The sequence below is a fragment of the Bordetella sp. 15P40C-2 genome, from assembly GCF_009763235.1.
Classification (GTDB): domain Bacteria; phylum Pseudomonadota; class Gammaproteobacteria; order Burkholderiales; family Burkholderiaceae_B; genus Bordetella_A.
On the sequence record NZ_WSJA01000025.1, the window covers coordinates 371,429 to 391,153 of the forward strand.

Consider the following 19,725-nt stretch of genomic DNA (forward strand, 5'->3'; position numbering starts at 1 on the left):
ATGGTCCGGGCTTAAGACGGCACTACCCGGGTTCGATATCCTTGTGACCGTAAGAAAATTTCTAGATGGCGAAGGCTGCGTTCAGCACGCGCGACGGGCGTCAGGTTACGCAGCGCCAGACAAGGTGCTTCAACCTCAATAGGCACGTGACGCGGTAACGCGCGAAAGATCTCGGCCAAGGGCAGCGAGCCTTCGCCCACATCCAGGCGATTACCGCGTGCCTCCATTTGCAGCGCGTCGGGCTGCGGCGAACGCAGCGGCGCGTCGCAGATTTGCACAAGGCCCACCGGCCATGCGTCCCTGGCCAGCCATCTGTCGAGACTACCGGAGCGCACCAGATGCAAGACGTCGACGACCAAGCCAAGCTCGACCGTGGGATGACGTTCGATAAACGCCATCGCGTCGTCAAGGCTTTTCCAACCCGTGTATGGCGCAAACTCGACCAGCACTGGGATATCGTCCATCTGCTCACACACGAACACGAAGTCGGCTTCGATCTGCGAGGAATCCCGTTGCGGCGCGGCGACCAATACCAGATGCTCGGCGTCCAGCTGTCGCATGGCGTTCATGATGTGTCCGACGCCGTGCCGGTCCAAGGCACCCATCAGCAGATGGCCTCCATGCGTCAGACGCAAGCCGTGCTGGCTCAAGGCATCGGCCAGACTATCGACTTCGGCAGCGAACCAACGCGGATCGCCTGAGACGGTCCGCCATAGTTGGGTGAGATTCACGCCCACCGCATCGTATCCCGCCTGGGCAGCCGCGCTGACTAACAGCGCGGGCGGCAGCGCGGGCAGGGTCAGGCCCGCCAGGGACACAATGGGCCGATCCGTGATCACATTGCTCTCCGCATACGTCATGAGCGACAGTCTGCGCGATCGGCGAAAACTGCGCCATTTTTAAAAGCAAAGCGCGCTTTTTAATTATGTTAATACGGCTTTCCGCGCGCACCGATACCCGTTAAGGTCAGGGGGTTTACACGCATTGGCAGCTTCGTACCGATCACGCTAAACAGTCGGTTCCAACGACGGTACATGTCTCACGCTTTCAGGTCCAATACGCGCGCTTATGACACTGAACTACGATTTTGTCGACATGAAGCTATTTTCGGCGGTCGCAGACGAACGCAACGTCACACGCGGCGCCATGCGAGTGTTTCTGTCGCCGCCGGCAGCCTCGATACGACTTCGGAATTTAGAGAATTCGCTAGGCGTAAAGCTGTTCGAGCGCAAGCCCAACGGCGTGGAGCTGACACAGGCTGGTCAATCATTTTTGCGCTACGCCAGCGAGATTTTGCATCAGTCGGAATCGCTCTCGGCCAACATGCGCGAGTACGCGAGTGGGAATAAGGGGATTTTCCGCGTGCTGTTGAACACGTCGGCAATCACCGACTTGCCGCCAGATTTGATCACCTGTTTCCTGCTCGATCATCCCAACGTCAATATTCAGCTGCGCGAAGAACTGAGCGTGCAGATCATTCAACAATTGTCCGAAGGGTTGGCCGACATCGGCATCGTGGCCGATAACGTCCATGTGGAGTCATTGGAGACGATCCCGTATCAGACGCAACGGCTGGTGCTGCTGGCGTCGCCCTCTCATCCATTGGCCCGCGCGCAAGGGATACGCCTGACTAGTCTCAGCAATGTGGACATGGTGTCCTTGGGTCCAAGCAGTGCGATGACGGCGTTTTTAAAAGACGTGGCCCGTCATCACGGCATGCGCCTCACCACGCGCGTGGAGGTCAACAGTTTCGACACCATCGCAAAGCTCGTGTCGCACAATGTCGGTGTCGCTATCATCCCGCAGGCGCTGGCGGAGAATTACCAACGGCAGCTGGGCTTGCAGACTCTACCCCTGGAAGAACCATGGGCAGAACGCAAGCTGGTCATCTGCGCCCATCGTTTCGATAATCTGCCCGGCTATGCCCGCCGCTTTATCGAACTATTGCTCAATCAACACACGGCGACGGGCGAGATTATCGTCTAGCGCGGTCGTTGGGATCACTGCCGTTCAGAAAGTGCAGAGTCCTAGTCATGACCTCGCGGCCACACTCATCGGCAGACAATGTGCGCAATAGTGGATGAGGGATCTCTACCTCGATGACAGAGCAACGAGATAAGCGCGCCATGATGTCGCGCAGCGCGATGTCGCCTTCGCCCGCGAACATTCGTGCCGCACGTCCTTCCTCGCTAAGTGTCATCCCAGCCGGCAGGAGTTGCGGCCCATCACATAACTGCAAATAGTCCACACACATTGCCCTGTCCTCGGTGATGTCTGACGGGATCCCCCCCGATCGATGAAAGTGCAGCGCGTCAAACAATACGCCGGCCTGACCGGGCGCGAGGTCCGCCAGCGCGTCCAACGCATCCGTAAAGCTGCTGATCGCGGAGTACGCGAAGAACTCTATCGTCAAGCGCATACCCCGGTCGGATGCCAGCGCCGTCAAGGCTTTCAAATCCACCATGCGACGCACCGGGTCCGGGTCCGTACTAATCCCGACCACGTATGAAGCACCCATTTCGGCCCCGAGATCCAACGCCGGGATGTATGTTTCGACGGGATGTTGACCATCCAACCAGATGCTGCCCATGTTGAGTAGCCGTACACCGCGCCGTCTGCGTTCGGTATCAAACTCCCGTCTGAATCCGCTATCGGCCAACAGCCGGGGAGCGGGCTCGCCGGGTCGCGGCGCGATCTTCACCCCCATGTGGCCAAAGCCGCCCGCCACGGCTGCAGACAGCCAAGCGAACGGATCGTCGCCACCCACAGTCAACCACCCTAACGCGAGATCCGCGGGCTGATAGGTCATGACTGTGCTCCCAGGCCCGGAAGCAATATGACTTTGGAAGCCGTCTTCTGCTTGCCTAAACGGAAGCCCTCGGGCGCCTCATTCAAGGGCAAACGATGCGTGATCATCGGCGCGAACTCGTTGGGGCTCTGTGCCAAGATACGGATGCATTTTTCCCAGATCGCCTGGCTCGCGCGATAAGAGCCGCGTAGCTGCAATCGTTTCCGCACCAATAGATTCACGTCCACATCGATATTGCGCGAATGGATGCCAACAGCCACGATTTTCCCACGCACGCGCGTCAATCGTAAGGCGCTCGCCAGCGCGCTGTTCGCGCCGGCCGCCTCGATCACCACATCAAAACCATCGCCCGCGAGTTCCTCCAACTGCTGTGCCGCTCCGGGGTCGGCCAGATCGATGAGGCGAGAGAATCCCATACGACCCAAGACCTCGAAACGTTCTTTATCGCCATAGCCCACCACGACGATCTCGGCCGCGCCCGCCAGTCGTGCCAGCGCCGCCGCGCCCTGCCCTATGGTCCCCGGGCCAAAGACCAGCACGCGGTCACCGGTCTTGACTTCCCCATCCTCCACGGCGTGCTGGCTGATCGTCAGCGGTTCTACCAAGGCGGCCAGTTCCAAGTCCAAGGAATCCGGCAAAGGCAGGCAATAGTTCCACGGTGCGAGCAACCGAGGCGCAAAAGCACCAGGGCGATGCAAGCCGAGCGCACGACGGTGCAGGCATTCATCCGGATCGCCTTCACGGCAATCAATACAGACCCCACAAGAGATCGACGGACGCACCACAACCCGCTTTCCGACGGCAGATTCGTGTACCCCTGGCCCGGCGGCGACGACACGGCCCGAGAACTCGTGGCCCAGCGTCACGGGGAGAAACGGCGTCAGAAACTCGTAGCCTTGCGCCCAGTCGTCAATGTGCAGATCCGACCCGCAGATGCCCGCGGCCACGACTTCGATCAATACTTCGCCCTGACCTGGCGCGGGCGGCTCGGCAACGTCCACCAATGCCACACCGGCGGCCGCGTCTTGTTTTTGCAATGCAAGCATTTTCTTAACGTCCTTTAAGTGAAATGAACCGCCCATATCACTGCAGGCGATAAACCTGCCGCGCGGTGCCGGACAGAAGCTGGCGTCGCTGCGCATCGGGTAAGCGCAGGCTCATCTTCTTATAGGCATTCCACAGCACGGTGTAGCTGCACGAGCCCTTATCGACCGGAAAGTTGCTCTCGAACATGCAGCGCTCAACACCAAACAGATTCACCACCTCATCGAAATACGGTTGCCATGCCGTGGCGAGTTCGTCCGAGGTGGGTGCCTTATCCTGCCGGTCGAAACCGAAGCCCGTGATCCTCATGGCAAAGCCGCCGAGCTTGACGAACACATTGGGAAAAGCCGACAGGCGCCGCATGCTTTCGCGCCATTCTCGGAACACAGCCTCGCGTTGATTAACAAAGGGCCCCACGCCCACGGGCGCGCCGTAATGGTCGAGAACGATGCGCGTGCGTGGGAAGGCGCGCGCCAGATCAATCAGGTCGTTGAGCTGCGTATGGAACATGAACGCATCGAACACGAGGTCCATGTCGGTCAATGCGCCCAGTCCGCGCCGGAAATCCGCGCTCGAAAGCAAGTCCTTGGGATAGACGATGGAGGTCGCGGAGACTTCCGGATCGGGGTGCCACGCCGAAAGGTTTCGTACGCCCTTGAATCGCGGCCCGGCAATGCGCACATGTTGCTGCAATAGTTCGGCCGCATTGGGCAACCGCAGATCGACAAACCCCACGATGCCATCGCAGACACGCGCGGGGCCATAGACACCGCTTGCCGCCATGGCCGCCATGCCGTTGGCGAACTCCGTTTCGCCTAAGGGCTTTTCGCCATCCGCTACGTCCTGTCGGTACATGGCTCGGCTTTCAACATAGACGCTGCCCATCAGACGGTGTCCGCCACTGGCGTCAGCCAGAAACTCGTCCAGCAAATAACGCGGCCGGGGTTTGTCCCATAAATGGTGATGCGTATCGATGATCTCGAGACCGGGCTCGACCGCCTCCTCGAATGTGGTCGCAAGCCACGCTTCTGATACGGGCAAGTGAACTTGCGCGAAGCGTTGTTGCTCTTTCGTCGGTTCAGACATCATTGCTCCCCTCAAGTCATGAAATAGCCGCCATTAACATCGATCGTCGTTCCCGAGATAAAGCTCGCCTCTGGCGAAGCCAGAAAGGTCACGGCGGCCGCTAGTTCCGAGGTCGTGCCAATGCGCCGCGCAGGAATGCGCTGGGCATATAACGCATTTGCCTCGGTGCCCGCCGTGCGCACCATAGGGGTGTCGATGCGACCCGGCGCGACGCAGTTAGCGGTGATGCCGTACTGCGAGACTTCTTCCGCGATGGAACGGGTCAAGCCGATCACACCAGCCTTCGCCGCGGCGTAGGCGGTGTCCGCGAATTCCGGCCGGGTACGGCCGGCTTGCGAAGCAATATTGATGATGCGGCCGTACTTGCGCTGCACCATATCGGGCACGACACGCCGGCACATTTCATACACGCTCGTCAGATTGATGAGCATGGTTTGGTCCCATGCTTGACGGGTGGACTGCAGAAACGGAATGCGCCGGCCGTTCTCGCCTTTGACCGAAATGCCGGCGTTGTTGACCAGAATGTCGATCTTGCCGTGGCGATTGCGGACATCCTCGATCAAGGCGTCCATCGCCTCAAGGTCAGAGACATCGAGCGTTCGAGTCTCCACGGTGCCCAGCGCACGCAGTTCGGTCGCCGCGGATTCCAATTCATCGGTTAAACGATCCAGCGCAATGACATGCGCACCGCGTTGCGCGAGGGCCCGAGCGATGCCCAGACCAATACCGCGCGCCGCGCCTGTGACGACGGCGATGTGTCCCTGCAGTTCCATGTGTGTCTCCGTTATCTAGACTTAGCTCAATGTGTCCGGCAACCATGTGACGAGGGCCGGGAAAAAATAGATGAGGAAGATTAGGATCAGGTCGGCCACGACAAACCACAACACGCCGCGAAATATGCCGCCCAATGAAATGAGGTTGCCAACCACTCGCTTAATCACGAACACGTTCATCCCGATCGGCGGAGTGACCATGCCGACTTCCAAAAGTTTGGCCAGGAAGATGCCAAACCAGATCAGGCTTATCCCTTCGGTCTTGACGATGGGCAGCACGATGGGCAGCGTCAGCATCATCGCGCCGATGGGCTCGAGAAACATGCCTAACAGCAGGTAGATCACCACCAAGGTCACGATCAACATAAAAGAGCTGGAATACAGTGACGTGATGGCATCGCCTAGGGTGACGTCGAGACCCGATATCACCAATAGCCGCGCAAACAGAGATGCGCCCACGCCGATGATCATAAGCGCGCTAGTGGTCAGCAGCGTTTCCATGACCGTGGTGCGAAAGATGCGCCAAGTGAGTTCACGCGTGAGCAAGGCCACGAGAAAGGTCAGAAAAGCTCCGACCGCGCCCGCCTCGGTGGGCGTAAACAATCCCGAAAACATGCCGCCGAACACGCTGGCGGAGATCACGAGCATGGGCCAGGTCTTGCGCAACACGGCCAGTTTGTCACGCAAGCTATAGACCGTCGCATCCCTCGGTGCGAGCGCCGGATTGAGCCAGACGCGTATCAAGATCACCACCACATACGTGATCGCAGAAAGCATGCCGATGACAAGCCCGCCCATGAACAGCTTGATGACCGACACTTCGGCCATGACCCCATAGATGATGAGCAGAATCGAAGGCGGAATCAGCGCACCAATAGTGCCAGCCACGGCCACGGTGCCGGTGGACAGCATGGGCGAATATCCCACGCGTGTCATCTCTGGAACGGCGATCTTGCCCATGGCGGCCGAACATGCGACCGACGATCCGCACACCGCGGCAAATGCCGACGAGCCGAACACCGCCCCCACGGCAAGTCCGCCGGGAATACGCGACGTCCATACGCGCGCCGCCTCGAACAGGCCCGATGTCAGCCGACAGTGATAGGCGAGATAACCCATCAACAGGAACATCGGAATCGAACTCATCGACCAGCTCGCGGCAAAGTCATAAGGAATATTGCCTATCGCGCCATACGCGCTGCGCCAGCCCACAATGGCCCAAATGCCTGCGAACGACACGGCGATCAGCGAGGCCCCGATTGGAGCGCGCATGGCCAGCAACACCATCAGCGAGCATATCGCGCCAAGGCCGATCTGTACCTCACTCATGACCCATCTCCTCCTCGAGGTCGGACGGCGGGGCCTCGGTCAAAACACGCAGCAGCTTCATTACGTAGGTCAGACACAGCAGCCCTAAGCCCAAAGGCAGAAGGAAATAGCCCGGCCAGGTAATGATGACAGAACTGCCCTGGATGAACCGCGAGCCGATTCTGAGTTTTTCCATCGCGATATCCCAGGACTTCACCGTCATCAGGCCGAAGATCGCGATACACAGCAGCCGACTCACGACGCGGCAGCAGGCTTGCAACGCCCGAGGCAGATGGTCATAGACGATATCGACGGCGATATGCGCATTGCGGCGCTCGGCGAATGCCAACGAGATAAAGGTCACGATCAGCATGTAGTAGTACGACACGATACTGATGGTTCCGGGCGGGGCCGACGAGAAGAACCGCAGGACGATATCCGCGGTGATGTGGATCATCATCAGCACCACGGCGATACCGCCCGCCAAGGTGGTGACTTCGATGACACGATCAAAGATTTTGGTGATGGATGCGCGAGTCATGGACAATCCTCTGGAAGACGAAGAGCGCGACGCCGCGCTCTTCGCACGCCGCTCGTATCAGAGGCCGTATGACGCCGCATCCAGCTTGCTATAGAGATGATCCCAATAAAGGGATTCCGCCTGCTGGCCGGTCTCCACGTTCTGCATCAGATTGAGCCACTTGTCGAACTTCTGAACCAGCTTGTCGACTTCGGCGGCTCCGTCTTTGACGCCGAAATTTTTCTCGTAATAGGCGACGATTGTGTTGCGATCCTGGACCACGAACTCCCGGGTCCTGGCCATCAAGTCCTCGGCAGGCTTGTGCAGCTTCATTCGTCCGTCCTTCTTGATACGGGCGATAGCGGCCTCTTCCTGAGCGATGTAAAGCGCCAGTGTCCCGGCGGCCTGAGCAGCCGAACCTCGCATCAAGGCCGTGCGCTCTTGGGGCGTGAGCCGCTTCCACACATTGGCATTGACCTGCATGCCCGCGACTTGCGCGAAGGCGCCTCCTGGTACATCCGTGGTGAAGTCCGTGGTCACGTCATACAGACCCCAATTGATCAGATCGACGAGATTGGTCTCTACGCACCCCACGACACCTTGCGCGAGCGCCTGAAGCATTTCGGAACCCGGCATCGTAATGGGCCTGGCGCCGACGAACTCTGTCCACCTGGCCCAGCTTGCGCCTACGGCGCGGATCGACAGACCCTTGATTTCGCCGAGTGTCACGACGGGTTTTGTACAGGCCAACCCATAGGGCGTCGACGAGAACCCACCCAGATAGACCTGGTTATGCTGCGCGAACTCGGTGTGGCACTGAGGACAGTCGAAGAACACATAATCCATAAGCGCGCCGACGAACGCATAGAGTCCGACTTTCCATCCCTTATCGCTGCTGGTCGCCATCATCGATAGATCCGCGACCATGGAGAACTTCGGATATTCGGAGGGATGATACGAGGTGAGCAGCAGCCCGACATCGGCCAGCCCGTCTTGCAGACCGGCAGAGATTTCTTGATTGGCTAATAGCGAGTTGGGGAACACGCGGACTTTCAACGTGCCATTGGAGTATTGCTCTACCAGCTCCTTATAGCGCTCGGCCGCCTTGACCGACGGCGCGGCGGGCGGGTTGCCATGGGCGTATCGCAGCGTCTGCGCGCTAAAGGTCGGGCTTGCATAGCAAGCCACGCCAGCGATGACCGTGCCCAGAATGACATTAGCAAAACGTTTGATTTTCATTGTCTCCTCCCGCGGCGTTCAGCGATACAGCGCCATGGCATGCGCTTCTTCGAGCGATGTGGCATAGGGAACGATCTGGCCGGGCTGCCAATCGGGTTTGGGTTGGCCGATAACCCAAACAGGTGGTGTCAGGGGCAAGAGTTTTTCGCGTGCTTCCGCGGCGGTGATGACTTCGGCCGGGTCGCATTTGCGTATGCTGCGGTCGGCACCGCGGTAGACGCGTTCCTCTTTCACGCGCCCCAATTCATCGTAGGGCCACCACATAGCTTGCGTATTGCTCACGAGATAGGTGGCATCGGGGTCGTCGATATCGTCGCCGGCATTACGCAGTATCCAACCGGGCCAGAACCGATGCGACACATATTCCGTCAGAAACCCATCGTCTTTGACCGCGATTTGGCCCTCGGTGTGATAGATGACTGAACTGCCTTGCTCGGCATAGCTGGCGTACTCATTCTGCACGGCTTGCATGCCGTCGATGACGCGCAGACCGGCCTGCGAATGAAAGCGGTACACGGGATGCGGCACCATCATGTCCGGCGCGACGATGCCATGCCACAGACCCATCACCTCCAGATGCGCATGCCGCACATAGTTGTTCAGGATCGCCAGGTGCCTGGGGTTGTCGGTTTTGGCTATGGCCTCATCGACTTCGGGCAGACGTTTGCTGATATCGAACTTCATCTTATGCTCTCCTTTGATTGATCGGAAGGACTATCTGGCGCGGCACGCGGGCGATAGCCCTGCTCGGCCAGAAAGGGAAGTAGGCACGCCAGACTGCGCCGGGCCCGGGCGTGTGGGGTCAAGTTGCGTAAGGCCAGGCAGGGAGCTTCGACTTCAATGGGCACATGGCGTGGCACGCGCGCAAAAATTTCTTGCAGCGGCAGAGAACCCTCGCCCACATCTAAGCGTTGGCCACGTGCCTCCAACTGCAGGGATTCTTGTGTGGGCAGCGCGATTGGCGCATCACAGACTTGTACAAGACCTACCGGCCAGTCTCGTTCGCGTGTCCATAGCGAAAGGCTCTCCGAACGCATCAAATGCAGGACATCGACCAGCAACCGCAACGGCACCGATTGGTGAGCATCGATGAATTGCATCGCATCGGCCAACGTGCGCCAACCCGTGTACGGCGCGAATTCGACCAGCATGGGCAGATCCGCGGCTTCGGCGGCTACGAACGCGAAGTCTTCGTCGATGATTGCCCGCGGCGCATGAGGCGCTGCAATGAGGACAACATATTGGGCTCTCAACTCACGCATTGCCGCCAGGACCGACTTGGCGCTTGGCCTGTCCAATGCACCGAGCAATAGGTGCCCGCCGTGTATCAGAGTCAGACCGCTTGCGGTCAATGCGTCACCCAGTCGCGCCACTTCTTGCGTAAACGGCCCGGCTTGCGCGGACGCGGTATACCACACGCGCAGCAGATTGACGCCCACGGCATCAAAGCCCACGTCGGCGGCGACCTGCGCCAACAACAACGGCGAAACCGCCGGCAATGTCAGGCCCGCCAGTGAGATTAATGGGCACGTCCGCGCCACGCACACCTCCGCTTGATTCGTGATCGTCACAGTGTCGGGGATGTGGGCAGCCGCCGCCATTTTTAAAAACAAACAACGCGCTTTAGTTTTCTTAACGGGGCCGTCACGCGTGTCAGGGCTCGTGGCCAAGCGGGGCAATCCCTTTCCGCTTATGATCACGTATTGCACCAGAGACCCCCATGAACAAATTCGAACTTGAAAGAAACAAGGCCTTTAAGCTGGCCGGTCAGTTAAAGCAGTCCGGCGCGTCCGGACGACTGAATGCCGGTGGCGCGATCGATCGCCGTGAGCAACGCAAACAAGATCAGGCCGCCGGTCTGGTGCCGTTTCCGTTGAAACTGACACAGGCGCAATGCGACCGCGTGCGCGCACTGGCGCAGGAGCGTGGCATTTCAACCAACGAGCTGGTGGCTGAACTGCTGCAAAAGGCGTTGGACGCCTGACCATGCACATCTGGGTTGACGCCGACGCCTGCCCGGCCGTGATTAAGGACATCCTGTATCGCGCCGCGCAGCGCTGGCAGATTCCGTTGACGCTGGTGGCGAACCAGATGCTGCGTACGCCGCCCTCGGCGCTGATACGTGCGGTGCAGGTGCCGCGCGGTTTCGATGTGGCTGACGCATACATCGTCCAACACGCTGCGGCGGGCGATCTGGTCATTACCGGAGATATCCCCCTGGCCGCCGAGGTTCTGCAAAAAGGCGCCATGGCGCTCAATCCGCGCGGTGAACGCTATACGCCAGAGACGATCAGCGAACGCCTGACGATGCGCGACATGATGGAAGAGTTGCGCGCCAACGGCATCGACACGGGCGGATTCTCGGCATTCAGTCAGGCCGACCGCAAATCGTTCGCGAACCAGCTCGACACCTTGCTCGCGCGTCAGTCGCGTCTGGCGGCAAAGCCCACAGAGTAAATCTTACGGCTCGGCCATGCGAAAATCATGTGCCTCCGGCCACGCCCCTGCCCTAGGGTCGGTAGGCATATTCCATCCTCGCCTTTATGTCTGACTCACTCGCCCCCGCTCAGCCCTCCGTCCGTGTCGCCATTATCGGCGGCGGCCCCGCTGGCCTGATGGCTGCCGAAACGCTTGCACGTCATGGCGTGCTCGCTGACATTTACGACCGTATGCCGTCAGTGGGACGCAAATTTTTGCTGGCGGGCCGTGGCGGGCTGAACTTGACGCATAGCGAAGCCGCTGAGGCTTTCGAAAGCCGGTTTGGGGAACGGCAAGCCAAGGTGGCAGACTGGCTGCGGCGCATGGACGCTCAAGCAGTACGTGGCTGGGCACATGGATTGGGGATCGACACCTTCATCGGAACCTCGGGGCGCGTGTTCCCGCGTGAAATGAAGGCCGCTCCGCTGTTACGCGCTTGGATCTCGCGTCTGCGCGCAGCCGGCGTGCGGTTTCATATGCGACACCGCTGGATCGGTTGGGCCGATGACGAGTCCGCTAGCCCGGCGACACTGCGTTTCGACACGCCGCAGGGCGAGCTGAAAGTCTGTGCGGACGCAGCCATACTCGCCCTGGGCGGCGCGAGCTGGGCACGACTGGGTTCTGATGGGGCCTGGGTGCCTCGTCTGCAACAACAAGGCGTGGATGTCGCGCCACTGCGGCCGGCAAACTGCGGATTCGAGGTGAACTGGAGCGAGCATCTACGTCAGCGCGGCGCCGGCCAGCCGTTGAAATCCGTGGCGATGGCGCTGGACGTCGCCGGCGCGCCGGGCCCTTGGCGGCGTGGTGAGTTTGTCTTGACCGAATCCGGCGTCGAGGGCAGCCTGGTCTACGCCCTTTCCGCCCCCTTGCGCGATGCCATAGACGCACAGGGACAAGCCCGTGTTTGGGTGGACCTCCTGCCGGACTTTTCTATCGAGAAGGTGCTGCAACAGGTCACCCACTCACGCGGCGCACGCTCGATATCCAGCCATTTGCAAAGCCGATTAGGGCTGAAGGGCGCAAAAAGCCTGTTGCTGCGCGAGTGCGCCGAGGCCGCTGCCTGGGCTGACATGGCGCTGCTGGCGCGCCGCATCAAGGCGTTGCCATTGCAGCTGACGCGCACGCGGCCCATTGACGAAGCGATCAGCAGCGCCGGTGGCGTCAAGCTCGAAGCCACCGCCGATGTACTCATGCTGTCCGCCCTGTCGGGCGTATTCTGCGCAGGCGAGATGTTGGACTGGGAAGCGCCAACGGGCGGTTACTTGCTGACTGCCTGCCTGGCTAGCGGCGTCACGGCTGCCGAAGGCGTACTCGCCTTTCTGGATTGAACTCCTCTGCGTCAGGAGTTGAACGTTCCTCCGCAGGGGTTCGACTCCTCTATGCCAGGTTGAACGCCGCTATATCAGCGCGCGTGCTCGTCTGGTTCTGCGCTTGACCTGCCCTGGCGTCCATTAATATGGACGCTATTCGCCGACGAGCGATGGGCCACGGTGGCCGCTGCGGGTCGGACTTCTCGGTCCACACTCAGGATACTTCAATGTCTATTTCCCACCTCACACGCACTATCTTGACTGGCGCTGCCATAGCCTGTGCCATCGCAAGCGCCTCGGGCCATGCGCAATCGGCTGCGGCTATTGCAGGCGTGCCGACCATCACCGTGGGATTCGCCCCGGGCGGTGCGGCCGACACCACCGCGCGACTTTACGCGCAGGCGCTGCAGGATCAGGGTTTCGAAAAAGTGCTGGTGGATAACAAGCCGGGCGCCTCGGGGCGTATCGCGCTGAACGCCGTGAAAACCGCTGCCCCGGACGGCCTGACCATGTACCTGGGTGGATCTCCGCTCTTCACCCTGTTGCCGCTGACGTATCAGAATCTGAATTACGACGCGGACCGCGATTTGCGGCCCGTGGCGGCATTAGTCGAGATCCCCACTGCCGTGGTGGCGGCGGCCGACGCGCCCTACAACAATATCGTCGAATATGTGGAATGGGCCAAACGGCAGCCGAAGCCCACAACGCTGGGGCTCGCGACCTTGGGCAGTTCCGGGCACCTGGGCGCCCTGTCCTTGAATAAAAATCACGGTTTGCGCATCGAGCCCGTCGCATATCGGGGTGCCGCCCCCATGCTGATCGATGTGGCAAGCCAAGAGGTCTCGATCGGCTGGGATGCTGTGGCAAGCATGATGCCGCTGTATCAGGGCGGCAAGATCAAGTTCCTGGGCATCAGCGGCACCAAACGCTTGTCCACGTTGCCCGACGTGCCGACCATTGCCGAACAAGGCATCCCCGACTATCGCACCGCGACCAGTTGGTACGGTATCTATGTGCCGGCCGCCACACCCGATGCGACCGTCGCCGCGCTGGAAAAGGCTTTTATCCAGGCGTCTGAAGACCCCACTCTGCGTCAACGCTTGCTGGACAATGGACTGGTGGTCTCGCCCATGCCGGCCAAAGCCGTCTCGCAACGCATCGTGCAAGAGCGCGAAGCCGTGCGCCCCGTGGTCGAAGAATCCGGCATCAAGATGGATTGAACATGACGATATCCACCACGAACGATTCGATCTGCGCGATGACCGCCGCGCAATTAGCTCGCGCCATCCAGCGTAAATCGCTATCCCCCGTCGAAATCGTCAGCGCTGCGCTCGAGCGGGCGCATCGGCTGCAACCCGAGTTCAACTGCTTCATCACGATCTGTGGCGAACGCGCCATGCAGCAGGCGCGTCACGCCGAAGCCGATGTGATGTCGGGCCGCGAGCTGGGGCCGCTGCATGGCATCCCGTTCACGGTCAAGGATCTGGTGAACACCGCCGATGTCCGCACGACGTTCGGCACGTTGGCCTACAAAGACAACATTCCCGATCATGACGCGGTCAGTGTGGCGCGGCTGCGTGCGGCCGGGGCGATTTTGATCGGTAAAACGACCACGCCTGAATTCGGTTGCCAGTCACTGACGCGCAGTCCGCTATTCGGTCAGACCCGTAACGCCTGGAGCGCAGAGCGCACAAGCGGCGGCTCCAGTGGCGGCGCGGCGGTGGCGACCGCGCAAATGATCACGCCGTTGGCCGTGGCATCCGATGGCGGCGGTTCGACCCGTATTCCAGCAGCGTGCAATGGCGTTGTCGGACTAAAACAAAGCCTGGGTGTAATTCCGCATAGCCAGGCCCAGGATGTGTACGGCAACCAGACTTACGTGACGCCCACGACACGCACGGTGGAAGACACCGCGATGATGTTGCAGGTCATGGCCGGTGAAGACCCCATCGATCCGTGGTCCATCGGGGTGAACCAACCCGACTATGTCGACGCGGTACGCACGGCGGACGACTTGAAAGGCAAACGCGTGCTGTATTGCGCCGTGCCGCCAGGACGCCCGATTGCCGCCGATGTCCAACGCGCCTTCGACGCGGCATTACAGCGCCTGCAAGCGCTGGGCGCGCAGCTTGAATCCTTTGACGCCACGGCCTTTAATATCGAGCCCGTCTGGCGCACGGTGAATCACACGGTGTGGCGAACACGGTTCATCGATATGGTGACGCGCGAGCCCGCACTATTTAGCGAGACATTCCGCCGTCAGGTGGAATCGGCGCAGGCGTTTAGCAGCGTGGACTATCAGCGAGCCATGTTCGCGCGATCGGCGCTGTTTCATCACGTGCAAGGCCTGTTGCAACGTGCGGATTTTCTGGTCACGCCCACGCTTTCGCGCACCGCGCTGCCGATAGATCAGGATCTGTTTCAGCCTATCGACATCGATGGTAAACCGTACGAGGATTTGCGGGCGAATTGGTTTCCGTGGACGATGGTGTTCAACATGACCGGACACCCGGCGATCAGCGTGCCCTGCGGCACGGCGAGCGACGGTTTGCCGGTTGGCCTGCAACTGGTCGGTCGATTCCGTCAGGATGCCGAACTGTTGCGCGCTGCGGCTGCGTTCGAGCGCGCAAGCCCGTGCGAGCGGCGTTATTTCTGCGGATGATCGCGGCGATAAAGAGCCCACTCTTCCATTTGTGTACCGTCGGGTAGCGTGCAGATGCCAACTTGGCCGGCCGGTCGATTCTCGATGGACAGCTTGCCGCCCTGCTCAGCACAGTACACCGACGCGGGGTTGGCCATCCCGACTGACGCTGGCGCTTGTTTGTCGCCCGTCCTACATCCCCCAAGCAGCAAAAGGCTTGCCGCGATACCCAGCCGTTTCATCACGAGCTCCAATCCAGTATTTAAAGCCGCAGTTTACTGGTCTCTCTGCCTCTGACATAGCATCGCCTGCCCGCCGTCAACGGCTCGTGCCATGCGTGAAAATCTCCACCAGATAATCGATCATGGCGCGCACTTTCACGGGTGCGCGGCGATCGTGCGGAAAGAGAACATACAGACCACCCAGATCCAACGGCGGTTGATCGAGATCGAGCGGCACCAGCTTGCCCTCGGCCAGTGCATCCGCGACGATGAAATCAGGCTGATAGATAATGCCCAGCCCGCCGATCGCGGCGGCCAGCAGTGCGTCGCCGTTGTTTGCAACCAGCGTGCCCTTTACCGGCACACGTAGCTCGCCCTGCCGCCCAAAAGACCAAGTGCCACGTCCTTGCGCGGACGACAAGGTATAGCTCAGACAGTTGTGCCCCGACAAATCGCTGGCGCGCTTGGGCGTGCCATGCCGTGCCAGGTACTCCGGCGCAGCGCACACGCGCATCGGACAATCGCCGAGCCGCCGCGCCTTCAATGAACTGTCGGCCAGATGACCAATACGAATAGCCAGGTCCCAACCACCTTCGCGCAGATCCTGTTGCGCATCGCTCAAACCCAGTTCCACTTCGACCTGGGGATAGCGCTGACTAAACGCCGGCAGACGCGGCGCGATGAACCGCAAGCCGAAGGACAGCGGCACATTCATGCGTAACTTGCCAACGGCCTCGGTGCGCTGAGCAGAGACGCCGAGCTCGGCCTCCTCCAGCGCCTGGACAATGTGCCGGCACGTTTCGAGATAGTCGACCCCCACGTCGGTCAGCGTCAGCCGGCGGGTGCTGCGGTGCATGAGCCTGACGCCGAGACGTGCCTCCAGCGCATCCAGATGCTTGGTCGCCATCGCGGGCGACATTGCCAGAGCGCGAGCGGCTGCAGACAGACTGCCCTGCTCGGCAGCGTGGATAAATACCCGCATGCTGGTGAATCGGTCGAGCATCAGTTAACACCAAGGATTGGAAGTCTTGTTCCGAAAAGGCATATTCCTTCTTCGAAAGGGTAAATATATAGTGATATCACATTAACCGATCAGCGATTCATCATGACCACCCCGACCCTTGCGCCCGGGCGCACCGCGCAACCCACACTGTTCATCCCGCATGGCGCCGGGCCCTGCTTCTTCATGGACTGGAACCCTCCCAATACGTGGGACCGTATGGCCGCGTATTTGCGGGGAATTGCCGCTACGCTGCCCGCGCGCCCCAGCGCGATTGTGTTGGTATCAGGACACTGGCGCACCAAGGATTTCAGCGTGACGGCCGGGGCGCACCCCGACCTGATTTACGACTACTCCGGTTTCCCCCCGTCCACCTACGAGCTGCAGTATCCCGCTGCGGGATCGCCTGCACTGGCGGAGCGCATCGCGGTACTCCTGTCGGCAGCCGGCTTGGAGGCTGAGCAAAATGCCGAACGCGGCTTTGACCACGGCATGTTCATACCGCTGAAGCTGATGTTCCCAAATGCGGATATCCCCGTTGTGCAACTGTCGCTGCGTCGCGATCTGGACCCTGCCGCGCACATTCGCGCGGGTGAAGCACTGGCTACGCTGCGCGACGAAGGCGTATTGATCGTGGGCAGCGGCATGAGTTTTCATAACATGCGCGGCTATGGCGACCCGCGATATACGGGCCCGTCGCAAGCTTTCGATGCGTGGCTGACGCAAGCGGTGCAGGCCGAGCCGGAACAGCGTACCCGCGCATTGTGCGATTGGAGCCAGGCGCCCCACGCCTACCATTGCCATCCCGCCGGGCAGGAAGAACATCTGATGCCGCTGATGGTGGTCGCAGGCGCTGCGGGGACAGACCGCGGATCCAAGGTGTATTCTGAAGTGGTTCTAGAAACACAGCTATCGGCCTTTCGGTTCGGCTAACACTTTGACGCGGCGTCTGTGCCCGCGTGCGTTTAGCACAGTCGTTGTCAGGTCGATCATCGATTCCATGCAAGATAAACCACCGATATCGACTCCCTCTGCACCGTCGCGACGCGACGCGGCGCGACAACTGCTGCATGCCTCCCGCATCGCCGAAAGCGTGCGTCTTGGCAAGCAAGCCTCGCTGCGCAACTCGGCCCTCGCCGGCCTGCAGGCCGCGATCGCCGCGGGCATTGCGTTGGCGGCGTTTCAGCTTTCGCCCTGGTCGCATTTGATGGGCTTTGCGTCGTTAGGGGCGCTGGTCGCCTTGTTCGGGCGATTTGCCCCTACGCGCAGCCGCATTGCGATCGTGCTGCAATGCGCGTGTTGGCAAACCGTGGCCGTCGCGGCAATGTCGGCGACAGCATGGGCGGGCTGGTCGCACAGCGCGCAATTAATGTTGCTGGCAGTGAGTTGCGGCGCCTATCTCTTTATCTGTTTCAAAGGCAAGTTCGGCGCGCCGGGCCCGTTGATTTTCATATTTGCGGTAGGCGCGTCGATGACTGACACGCTGACGCTCGAACAGGTCGCACAGCGTACCGCGGCGACCGCTATTGCCGTGGCGTTTGCATGGCTCGTGTGCATACTGAGCGAGCGGCTGCGCCATACGCCCAATGACCGCCCTGGCCTGCCAGTGGAACCCGATGTGCCCATGAGTCATCTGTGGCGTATGACGCTGCGCATGGCATTGGCGGCGCTGGCAGTGGTGTTCATCGCGGACCATCTGGGGCTGCAATTTCCCGCGTGGGCGGCTATGGGCACGGTGGCCGTCATGCAAGGCAGACATCTGCACATCAGCATGCACCGCGCGCTGCAACGGATGGTGGGCACCGTGTTCGGCGCGCTGATCGCGTGGCTCTTGCTCGAGCAGGATCCTTCGATCTGGATTCTGATCGCAGCGCTGATGATGTTTCAGTTCTGCACGGAAGTCGTCATCGGATTTAACTATGGGCTGGCTCAGGCGCTGGTGACGCCGATGGCCTTATTGATGACCCACTTGGCCGCACCAAACGCCGCGATCACGACGCTCGCGCCAGAGCGTGTCGTGGATACGATGCTGGGCGCGATCATTGGGATGGTGGTGGCGCTGGCGCTATCAAGCATCGAAGACCGGCAAACGCTCGCGCTGCACCATCAAAGCGTAATGCCGCCGGATCGTCCGCGGCGGTAAGCGGCCATAAAAAAGGCGGCTTGCCGAATTAGCAGGCCACCTTTCGATCACCGTGTCCCGATCGATGTCAGGAACGCAGGCGCCCGCATAAGTACGCTACCGCGGCGACCACCGCCAGACTGGCGATCGGATTGGCTCGCACCATGTCCTTGGCGCAGACCAACGCGTTCTCGACAATATCTTGCCCGTCGCTCAGCGCTTCCTCGGCTTTCGCGCGGGTGGAGGCGGCTTTTTGGGACACGGTGCTCACGACCTCTTTGGCCCTGGCCGCGCCCTCGTCGATCAACTCTTCAGCTTTCTTTCCTGCATCGGGTGTCGTCATGAAATACTCCTGAGTGGGGTTGAAACGATAGTTTGATCATACCCGAGGTCGTGCGGAATGGCTGACTCCGAGAATCCGCAAGAAGTAACATTCGTGAGCGATTCTGCACTGCGGCTAGGACAGGTCTTTCTGGACAGGGAGCGCCTCGCCGATGGCGTAATAGTGCCCGCCGGCCACGTAGTGCAGGCTGCGTAGCGAGGAATCCGCCGATTCGAAAGCCCAGTGGCCGTCACGAAACACCCGGGTATCCGACCAGGCGCCCACGATCTCCCCGATGAATAAATCGTAGACCTGCTGGTTGTGCGGCTCCGGGATCAGCTTGCATTCAAGCCAAGCGGCACACCCTTGCACAAACGGCATATCACGCCCGTCGATATCGAACAGGCTTATCCCGCAATGTTGCAGCTTGTTGGGATCAGAAATCAGACTACGCGAGCCCACCGCACTGGTTGCAGACAATAAGGCCACCGTGGGAATCTGAATGACGAAACGACCGCTTTGCTCGATCAATGGCCGCGTGGCGGTGGCCTTGTCGATCACCACGGTTAACTTCGGAGGATCGAGATCCAGCGCGCACGCCCATGCCGCCGCCATCACGTTGGATACGCCCTCATGCGACGCCGACACCAGCACCGTGGGGCCATGATTGAGCAGCCGATGCGATTTAGGCAGAGGAACCGGAGAGAGATGGGACTGTTGCATCGTGACGTTAACTTGTTGGGAAAACGCGATGATAATCGGGTCGCCGCACGCAGGCATGAACGGCCGCCTTTGCATGATGGATCTAGAGACCAACGAAAAACGCGCCGCCTGGGCGACGCGTCGAGGTGA

At 60.4% G+C, this 19,725-nt stretch carries 22 protein-coding genes; 8 read left to right on the forward strand and 14 right to left on the reverse strand.

Annotated features, from left to right (window positions below; genetic code table 11):
• Nucleotides 1-11 precede the first annotated feature (11 nt).
• Nucleotides 12-860: a sugar phosphate isomerase/epimerase gene (locus GOQ25_RS12520; RefSeq protein WP_160350787.1), complete on the reverse strand. Its 849-nt coding sequence runs from the start codon at nucleotides 858-860 to the stop codon at nucleotides 12-14.
• Between the two features lie 208 nt (nucleotides 861-1,068).
• Here GOQ25_RS12520 and GOQ25_RS12525 point away from each other — a divergent pair, with 208 nt between their 5' ends.
• The gene (locus GOQ25_RS12525; RefSeq protein ID WP_160350788.1) at nucleotides 1,069-1,986 is read left to right on the forward strand and encodes a LysR family transcriptional regulator; all 918 of its coding nucleotides are present in this window, start codon (nucleotides 1,069-1,071) and stop codon (nucleotides 1,984-1,986) included.
• Here the strand turns inward: GOQ25_RS12525 and GOQ25_RS12530 are convergent.
• The 9 genes from GOQ25_RS12530 to GOQ25_RS12570 are packed head-to-tail and all read right to left on the reverse strand — an operon-like array spanning nucleotide 1,976 to nucleotide 10,449.
• Nucleotides 1,976-2,809 carry a sugar phosphate isomerase/epimerase gene (locus GOQ25_RS12530; protein WP_160350789.1) on the reverse strand — a complete coding sequence of 278 codons (834 nt, stop codon included), beginning with the start codon at nucleotides 2,807-2,809 and terminating at the stop codon, nucleotides 1,976-1,978. The two genes, GOQ25_RS12525 and GOQ25_RS12530, sit on opposite strands and share 11 nt — an antisense overlap.
• Nucleotides 2,806-3,855 carry a zinc-binding dehydrogenase gene (locus tag GOQ25_RS12535; protein WP_160350790.1) on the reverse strand — a complete coding sequence of 350 codons (1,050 nt, stop codon included), beginning with the start codon at nucleotides 3,853-3,855 and terminating at the stop codon, nucleotides 2,806-2,808. The genes GOQ25_RS12530 and GOQ25_RS12535 overlap by 4 nt, the downstream gene beginning before the upstream one ends.
• 37 nt (nucleotides 3,856-3,892) lie before the next feature.
• Entirely contained in the window at nucleotides 3,893-4,942 is a 1,050-nt protein-coding gene (locus GOQ25_RS12540; RefSeq protein WP_236844557.1) for an amidohydrolase, read from the reverse strand.
• Between the two features lie 8 nt (nucleotides 4,943-4,950).
• The gene (locus GOQ25_RS12545) at nucleotides 4,951-5,712 is read right to left on the reverse strand and encodes an SDR family NAD(P)-dependent oxidoreductase (RefSeq protein ID WP_160350791.1); all 762 of its coding nucleotides are present in this window, start codon (nucleotides 5,710-5,712) and stop codon (nucleotides 4,951-4,953) included.
• Nucleotides 5,713-5,733: 21 nt separating this feature from the next.
• Entirely contained in the window at nucleotides 5,734-7,041 is a 1,308-nt protein-coding gene (locus tag GOQ25_RS12550; RefSeq protein ID WP_160350792.1) for a TRAP transporter large permease, read from the reverse strand.
• Complete coding sequence (locus tag GOQ25_RS12555; RefSeq protein WP_160350793.1) at nucleotides 7,034-7,561, reverse strand: TRAP transporter small permease; 528 nt, start codon at nucleotides 7,559-7,561, stop codon at nucleotides 7,034-7,036. The genes GOQ25_RS12550 and GOQ25_RS12555 overlap by 8 nt, the downstream gene beginning before the upstream one ends.
• 57 nt (nucleotides 7,562-7,618) lie before the next feature.
• Nucleotides 7,619-8,779, reverse strand: coding sequence for a C4-dicarboxylate TRAP transporter substrate-binding protein (locus tag GOQ25_RS12560; protein ID WP_160350794.1), 1,161 nt, complete (start codon nucleotides 8,777-8,779; stop codon nucleotides 7,619-7,621).
• A gap of 18 nt (nucleotides 8,780-8,797) precedes the next feature.
• The gene (locus GOQ25_RS12565) at nucleotides 8,798-9,463 is read right to left on the reverse strand and encodes a hypothetical protein (RefSeq protein ID WP_160350795.1); all 666 of its coding nucleotides are present in this window, start codon (nucleotides 9,461-9,463) and stop codon (nucleotides 8,798-8,800) included.
• Entirely contained in the window at nucleotides 9,460-10,449 is a 990-nt protein-coding gene (locus GOQ25_RS12570) for a sugar phosphate isomerase/epimerase (RefSeq protein ID WP_160350796.1), read from the reverse strand. The genes GOQ25_RS12565 and GOQ25_RS12570 overlap by 4 nt, the downstream gene beginning before the upstream one ends.
• Before the next feature lie 50 nt (nucleotides 10,450-10,499).
• On the opposite strand from GOQ25_RS12570, the gene GOQ25_RS12575 reads away from it, so the two are divergent.
• From GOQ25_RS12575 to GOQ25_RS12595, 5 genes are all read left to right on the forward strand, one after another.
• Nucleotides 10,500-10,763, forward strand: a complete 264-nt coding sequence (locus tag GOQ25_RS12575; protein WP_160350797.1) for a hypothetical protein — start codon at nucleotides 10,500-10,502, stop codon at nucleotides 10,761-10,763.
• Nucleotides 10,764-10,765: 2 nt separating this feature from the next.
• The gene (locus GOQ25_RS12580; protein ID WP_160350798.1) at nucleotides 10,766-11,236 is read left to right on the forward strand and encodes a YaiI/YqxD family protein; all 471 of its coding nucleotides are present in this window, start codon (nucleotides 10,766-10,768) and stop codon (nucleotides 11,234-11,236) included.
• 86 nt (nucleotides 11,237-11,322) lie between these two features.
• Nucleotides 11,323-12,585 carry a TIGR03862 family flavoprotein gene (locus GOQ25_RS12585; protein WP_160350799.1) on the forward strand — a complete coding sequence of 421 codons (1,263 nt, stop codon included), beginning with the start codon at nucleotides 11,323-11,325 and terminating at the stop codon, nucleotides 12,583-12,585.
• A 209-nt stretch (nucleotides 12,586-12,794) separates the two neighbouring features.
• On the forward strand, nucleotides 12,795-13,787 hold the full coding sequence (locus GOQ25_RS12590; RefSeq protein WP_160350800.1) for a tripartite tricarboxylate transporter substrate binding protein: 993 nt from the start codon (nucleotides 12,795-12,797) through the stop codon (nucleotides 13,785-13,787).
• Between the two features lie 2 nt (nucleotides 13,788-13,789).
• Nucleotides 13,790-15,229, forward strand: coding sequence for an amidase (locus tag GOQ25_RS12595; RefSeq protein ID WP_160350801.1), 1,440 nt, complete (start codon nucleotides 13,790-13,792; stop codon nucleotides 15,227-15,229).
• On the opposite strand, the gene GOQ25_RS12600 is transcribed toward GOQ25_RS12595, so the two are convergent.
• Both GOQ25_RS12600 and GOQ25_RS12605 read right to left on the reverse strand, forming a co-directional pair.
• On the reverse strand, nucleotides 15,214-15,450 hold the full coding sequence (locus GOQ25_RS12600; protein ID WP_160350802.1) for a DUF333 domain-containing protein: 237 nt from the start codon (nucleotides 15,448-15,450) through the stop codon (nucleotides 15,214-15,216). The two genes, GOQ25_RS12595 and GOQ25_RS12600, sit on opposite strands and share 16 nt — an antisense overlap.
• 76 nt (nucleotides 15,451-15,526) lie before the next feature.
• Entirely contained in the window at nucleotides 15,527-16,432 is a 906-nt protein-coding gene (locus GOQ25_RS12605; RefSeq protein ID WP_160350803.1) for a LysR family transcriptional regulator, read from the reverse strand.
• A gap of 102 nt (nucleotides 16,433-16,534) precedes the next feature.
• Here GOQ25_RS12605 and GOQ25_RS12610 point away from each other — a divergent pair, with 102 nt between their 5' ends.
• The gene (locus tag GOQ25_RS12610) at nucleotides 16,535-17,362 is read left to right on the forward strand and encodes a class III extradiol ring-cleavage dioxygenase (protein WP_160350804.1); all 828 of its coding nucleotides are present in this window, start codon (nucleotides 16,535-16,537) and stop codon (nucleotides 17,360-17,362) included.
• Nucleotides 17,363-17,429: 67 nt separating this feature from the next.
• Nucleotides 17,430-18,572 (forward strand): FUSC family protein, encoded by a 1,143-nt coding sequence (locus tag GOQ25_RS12615; RefSeq protein WP_160350805.1) that lies wholly within the window; start codon nucleotides 17,430-17,432, stop codon nucleotides 18,570-18,572.
• Nucleotides 18,573-18,639: 67 nt separating this feature from the next.
• Here the strand turns inward: GOQ25_RS12615 and GOQ25_RS12620 are convergent, their stop codons facing one another.
• Together GOQ25_RS12620 and GOQ25_RS12625 are read right to left on the reverse strand one after the other, a co-directional pair.
• Complete coding sequence (locus GOQ25_RS12620; protein WP_160350806.1) at nucleotides 18,640-18,894, reverse strand: hypothetical protein; 255 nt, start codon at nucleotides 18,892-18,894, stop codon at nucleotides 18,640-18,642.
• 114 nt (nucleotides 18,895-19,008) lie between these two features.
• Nucleotides 19,009-19,596 (reverse strand): flavin reductase family protein, encoded by a 588-nt coding sequence (locus GOQ25_RS12625; RefSeq protein ID WP_160350846.1) that lies wholly within the window; start codon nucleotides 19,594-19,596, stop codon nucleotides 19,009-19,011.
• Between the last annotated feature and the right edge of the window lie 129 nt (nucleotides 19,597-19,725).

Excerpts from the sequence above, each read along its gene's own strand:
- GOQ25_RS12520 (WP_160350787.1), bottom strand. The coding sequence starts at position 860 with ATGACGTATGCGGAGAGCAATGTGATCACGGATCGGCCCATTGTGTCC.
- GOQ25_RS12525 (WP_160350788.1), top strand. The coding sequence starts at position 1,069 with ATGACACTGAACTACGATTTTGTCGACATGAAGCTATTTTCGGCGGTC.
- GOQ25_RS12530 (WP_160350789.1), bottom strand. The coding sequence starts at position 2,809 with ATGACCTATCAGCCCGCGGATCTCGCGTTAGGGTGGTTGACTGTGGGT.
- GOQ25_RS12535 (WP_160350790.1), bottom strand. The coding sequence starts at position 3,855 with ATGCTTGCATTGCAAAAACAAGACGCGGCCGCCGGTGTGGCATTGGTG.
- GOQ25_RS12540 (WP_236844557.1), bottom strand. The coding sequence starts at position 4,942 with ATGATGTCTGAACCGACGAAAGAGCAACAACGCTTCGCGCAAGTTCAC.
- GOQ25_RS12545 (WP_160350791.1), bottom strand. The coding sequence starts at position 5,712 with ATGGAACTGCAGGGACACATCGCCGTCGTCACAGGCGCGGCGCGCGGT.
- GOQ25_RS12550 (WP_160350792.1), bottom strand. The coding sequence starts at position 7,041 with ATGAGTGAGGTACAGATCGGCCTTGGCGCGATATGCTCGCTGATGGTG.
- GOQ25_RS12555 (WP_160350793.1), bottom strand. The coding sequence starts at position 7,561 with ATGACTCGCGCATCCATCACCAAAATCTTTGATCGTGTCATCGAAGTC.
- GOQ25_RS12560 (WP_160350794.1), bottom strand. The coding sequence starts at position 8,779 with ATGAAAATCAAACGTTTTGCTAATGTCATTCTGGGCACGGTCATCGCT.
- GOQ25_RS12565 (WP_160350795.1), bottom strand. The coding sequence starts at position 9,463 with ATGAAGTTCGATATCAGCAAACGTCTGCCCGAAGTCGATGAGGCCATA.
- GOQ25_RS12575 (WP_160350797.1), top strand. The coding sequence starts at position 10,500 with ATGAACAAATTCGAACTTGAAAGAAACAAGGCCTTTAAGCTGGCCGGT.
- GOQ25_RS12580 (WP_160350798.1), top strand. The coding sequence starts at position 10,766 with ATGCACATCTGGGTTGACGCCGACGCCTGCCCGGCCGTGATTAAGGAC.
- GOQ25_RS12585 (WP_160350799.1), top strand. The coding sequence starts at position 11,323 with ATGTCTGACTCACTCGCCCCCGCTCAGCCCTCCGTCCGTGTCGCCATT.
- GOQ25_RS12590 (WP_160350800.1), top strand. The coding sequence starts at position 12,795 with ATGTCTATTTCCCACCTCACACGCACTATCTTGACTGGCGCTGCCATA.
- GOQ25_RS12595 (WP_160350801.1), top strand. The coding sequence starts at position 13,790 with ATGACGATATCCACCACGAACGATTCGATCTGCGCGATGACCGCCGCG.
- GOQ25_RS12600 (WP_160350802.1), bottom strand. The coding sequence starts at position 15,450 with ATGAAACGGCTGGGTATCGCGGCAAGCCTTTTGCTGCTTGGGGGATGT.
- GOQ25_RS12605 (WP_160350803.1), bottom strand. The coding sequence starts at position 16,432 with ATGCTCGACCGATTCACCAGCATGCGGGTATTTATCCACGCTGCCGAG.
- GOQ25_RS12610 (WP_160350804.1), top strand. The coding sequence starts at position 16,535 with ATGACCACCCCGACCCTTGCGCCCGGGCGCACCGCGCAACCCACACTG.
- GOQ25_RS12615 (WP_160350805.1), top strand. The coding sequence starts at position 17,430 with ATGCAAGATAAACCACCGATATCGACTCCCTCTGCACCGTCGCGACGC.
- GOQ25_RS12620 (WP_160350806.1), bottom strand. The coding sequence starts at position 18,894 with ATGACGACACCCGATGCAGGAAAGAAAGCTGAAGAGTTGATCGACGAG.
- GOQ25_RS12625 (WP_160350846.1), bottom strand. The coding sequence starts at position 19,596 with ATGCAACAGTCCCATCTCTCTCCGGTTCCTCTGCCTAAATCGCATCGG.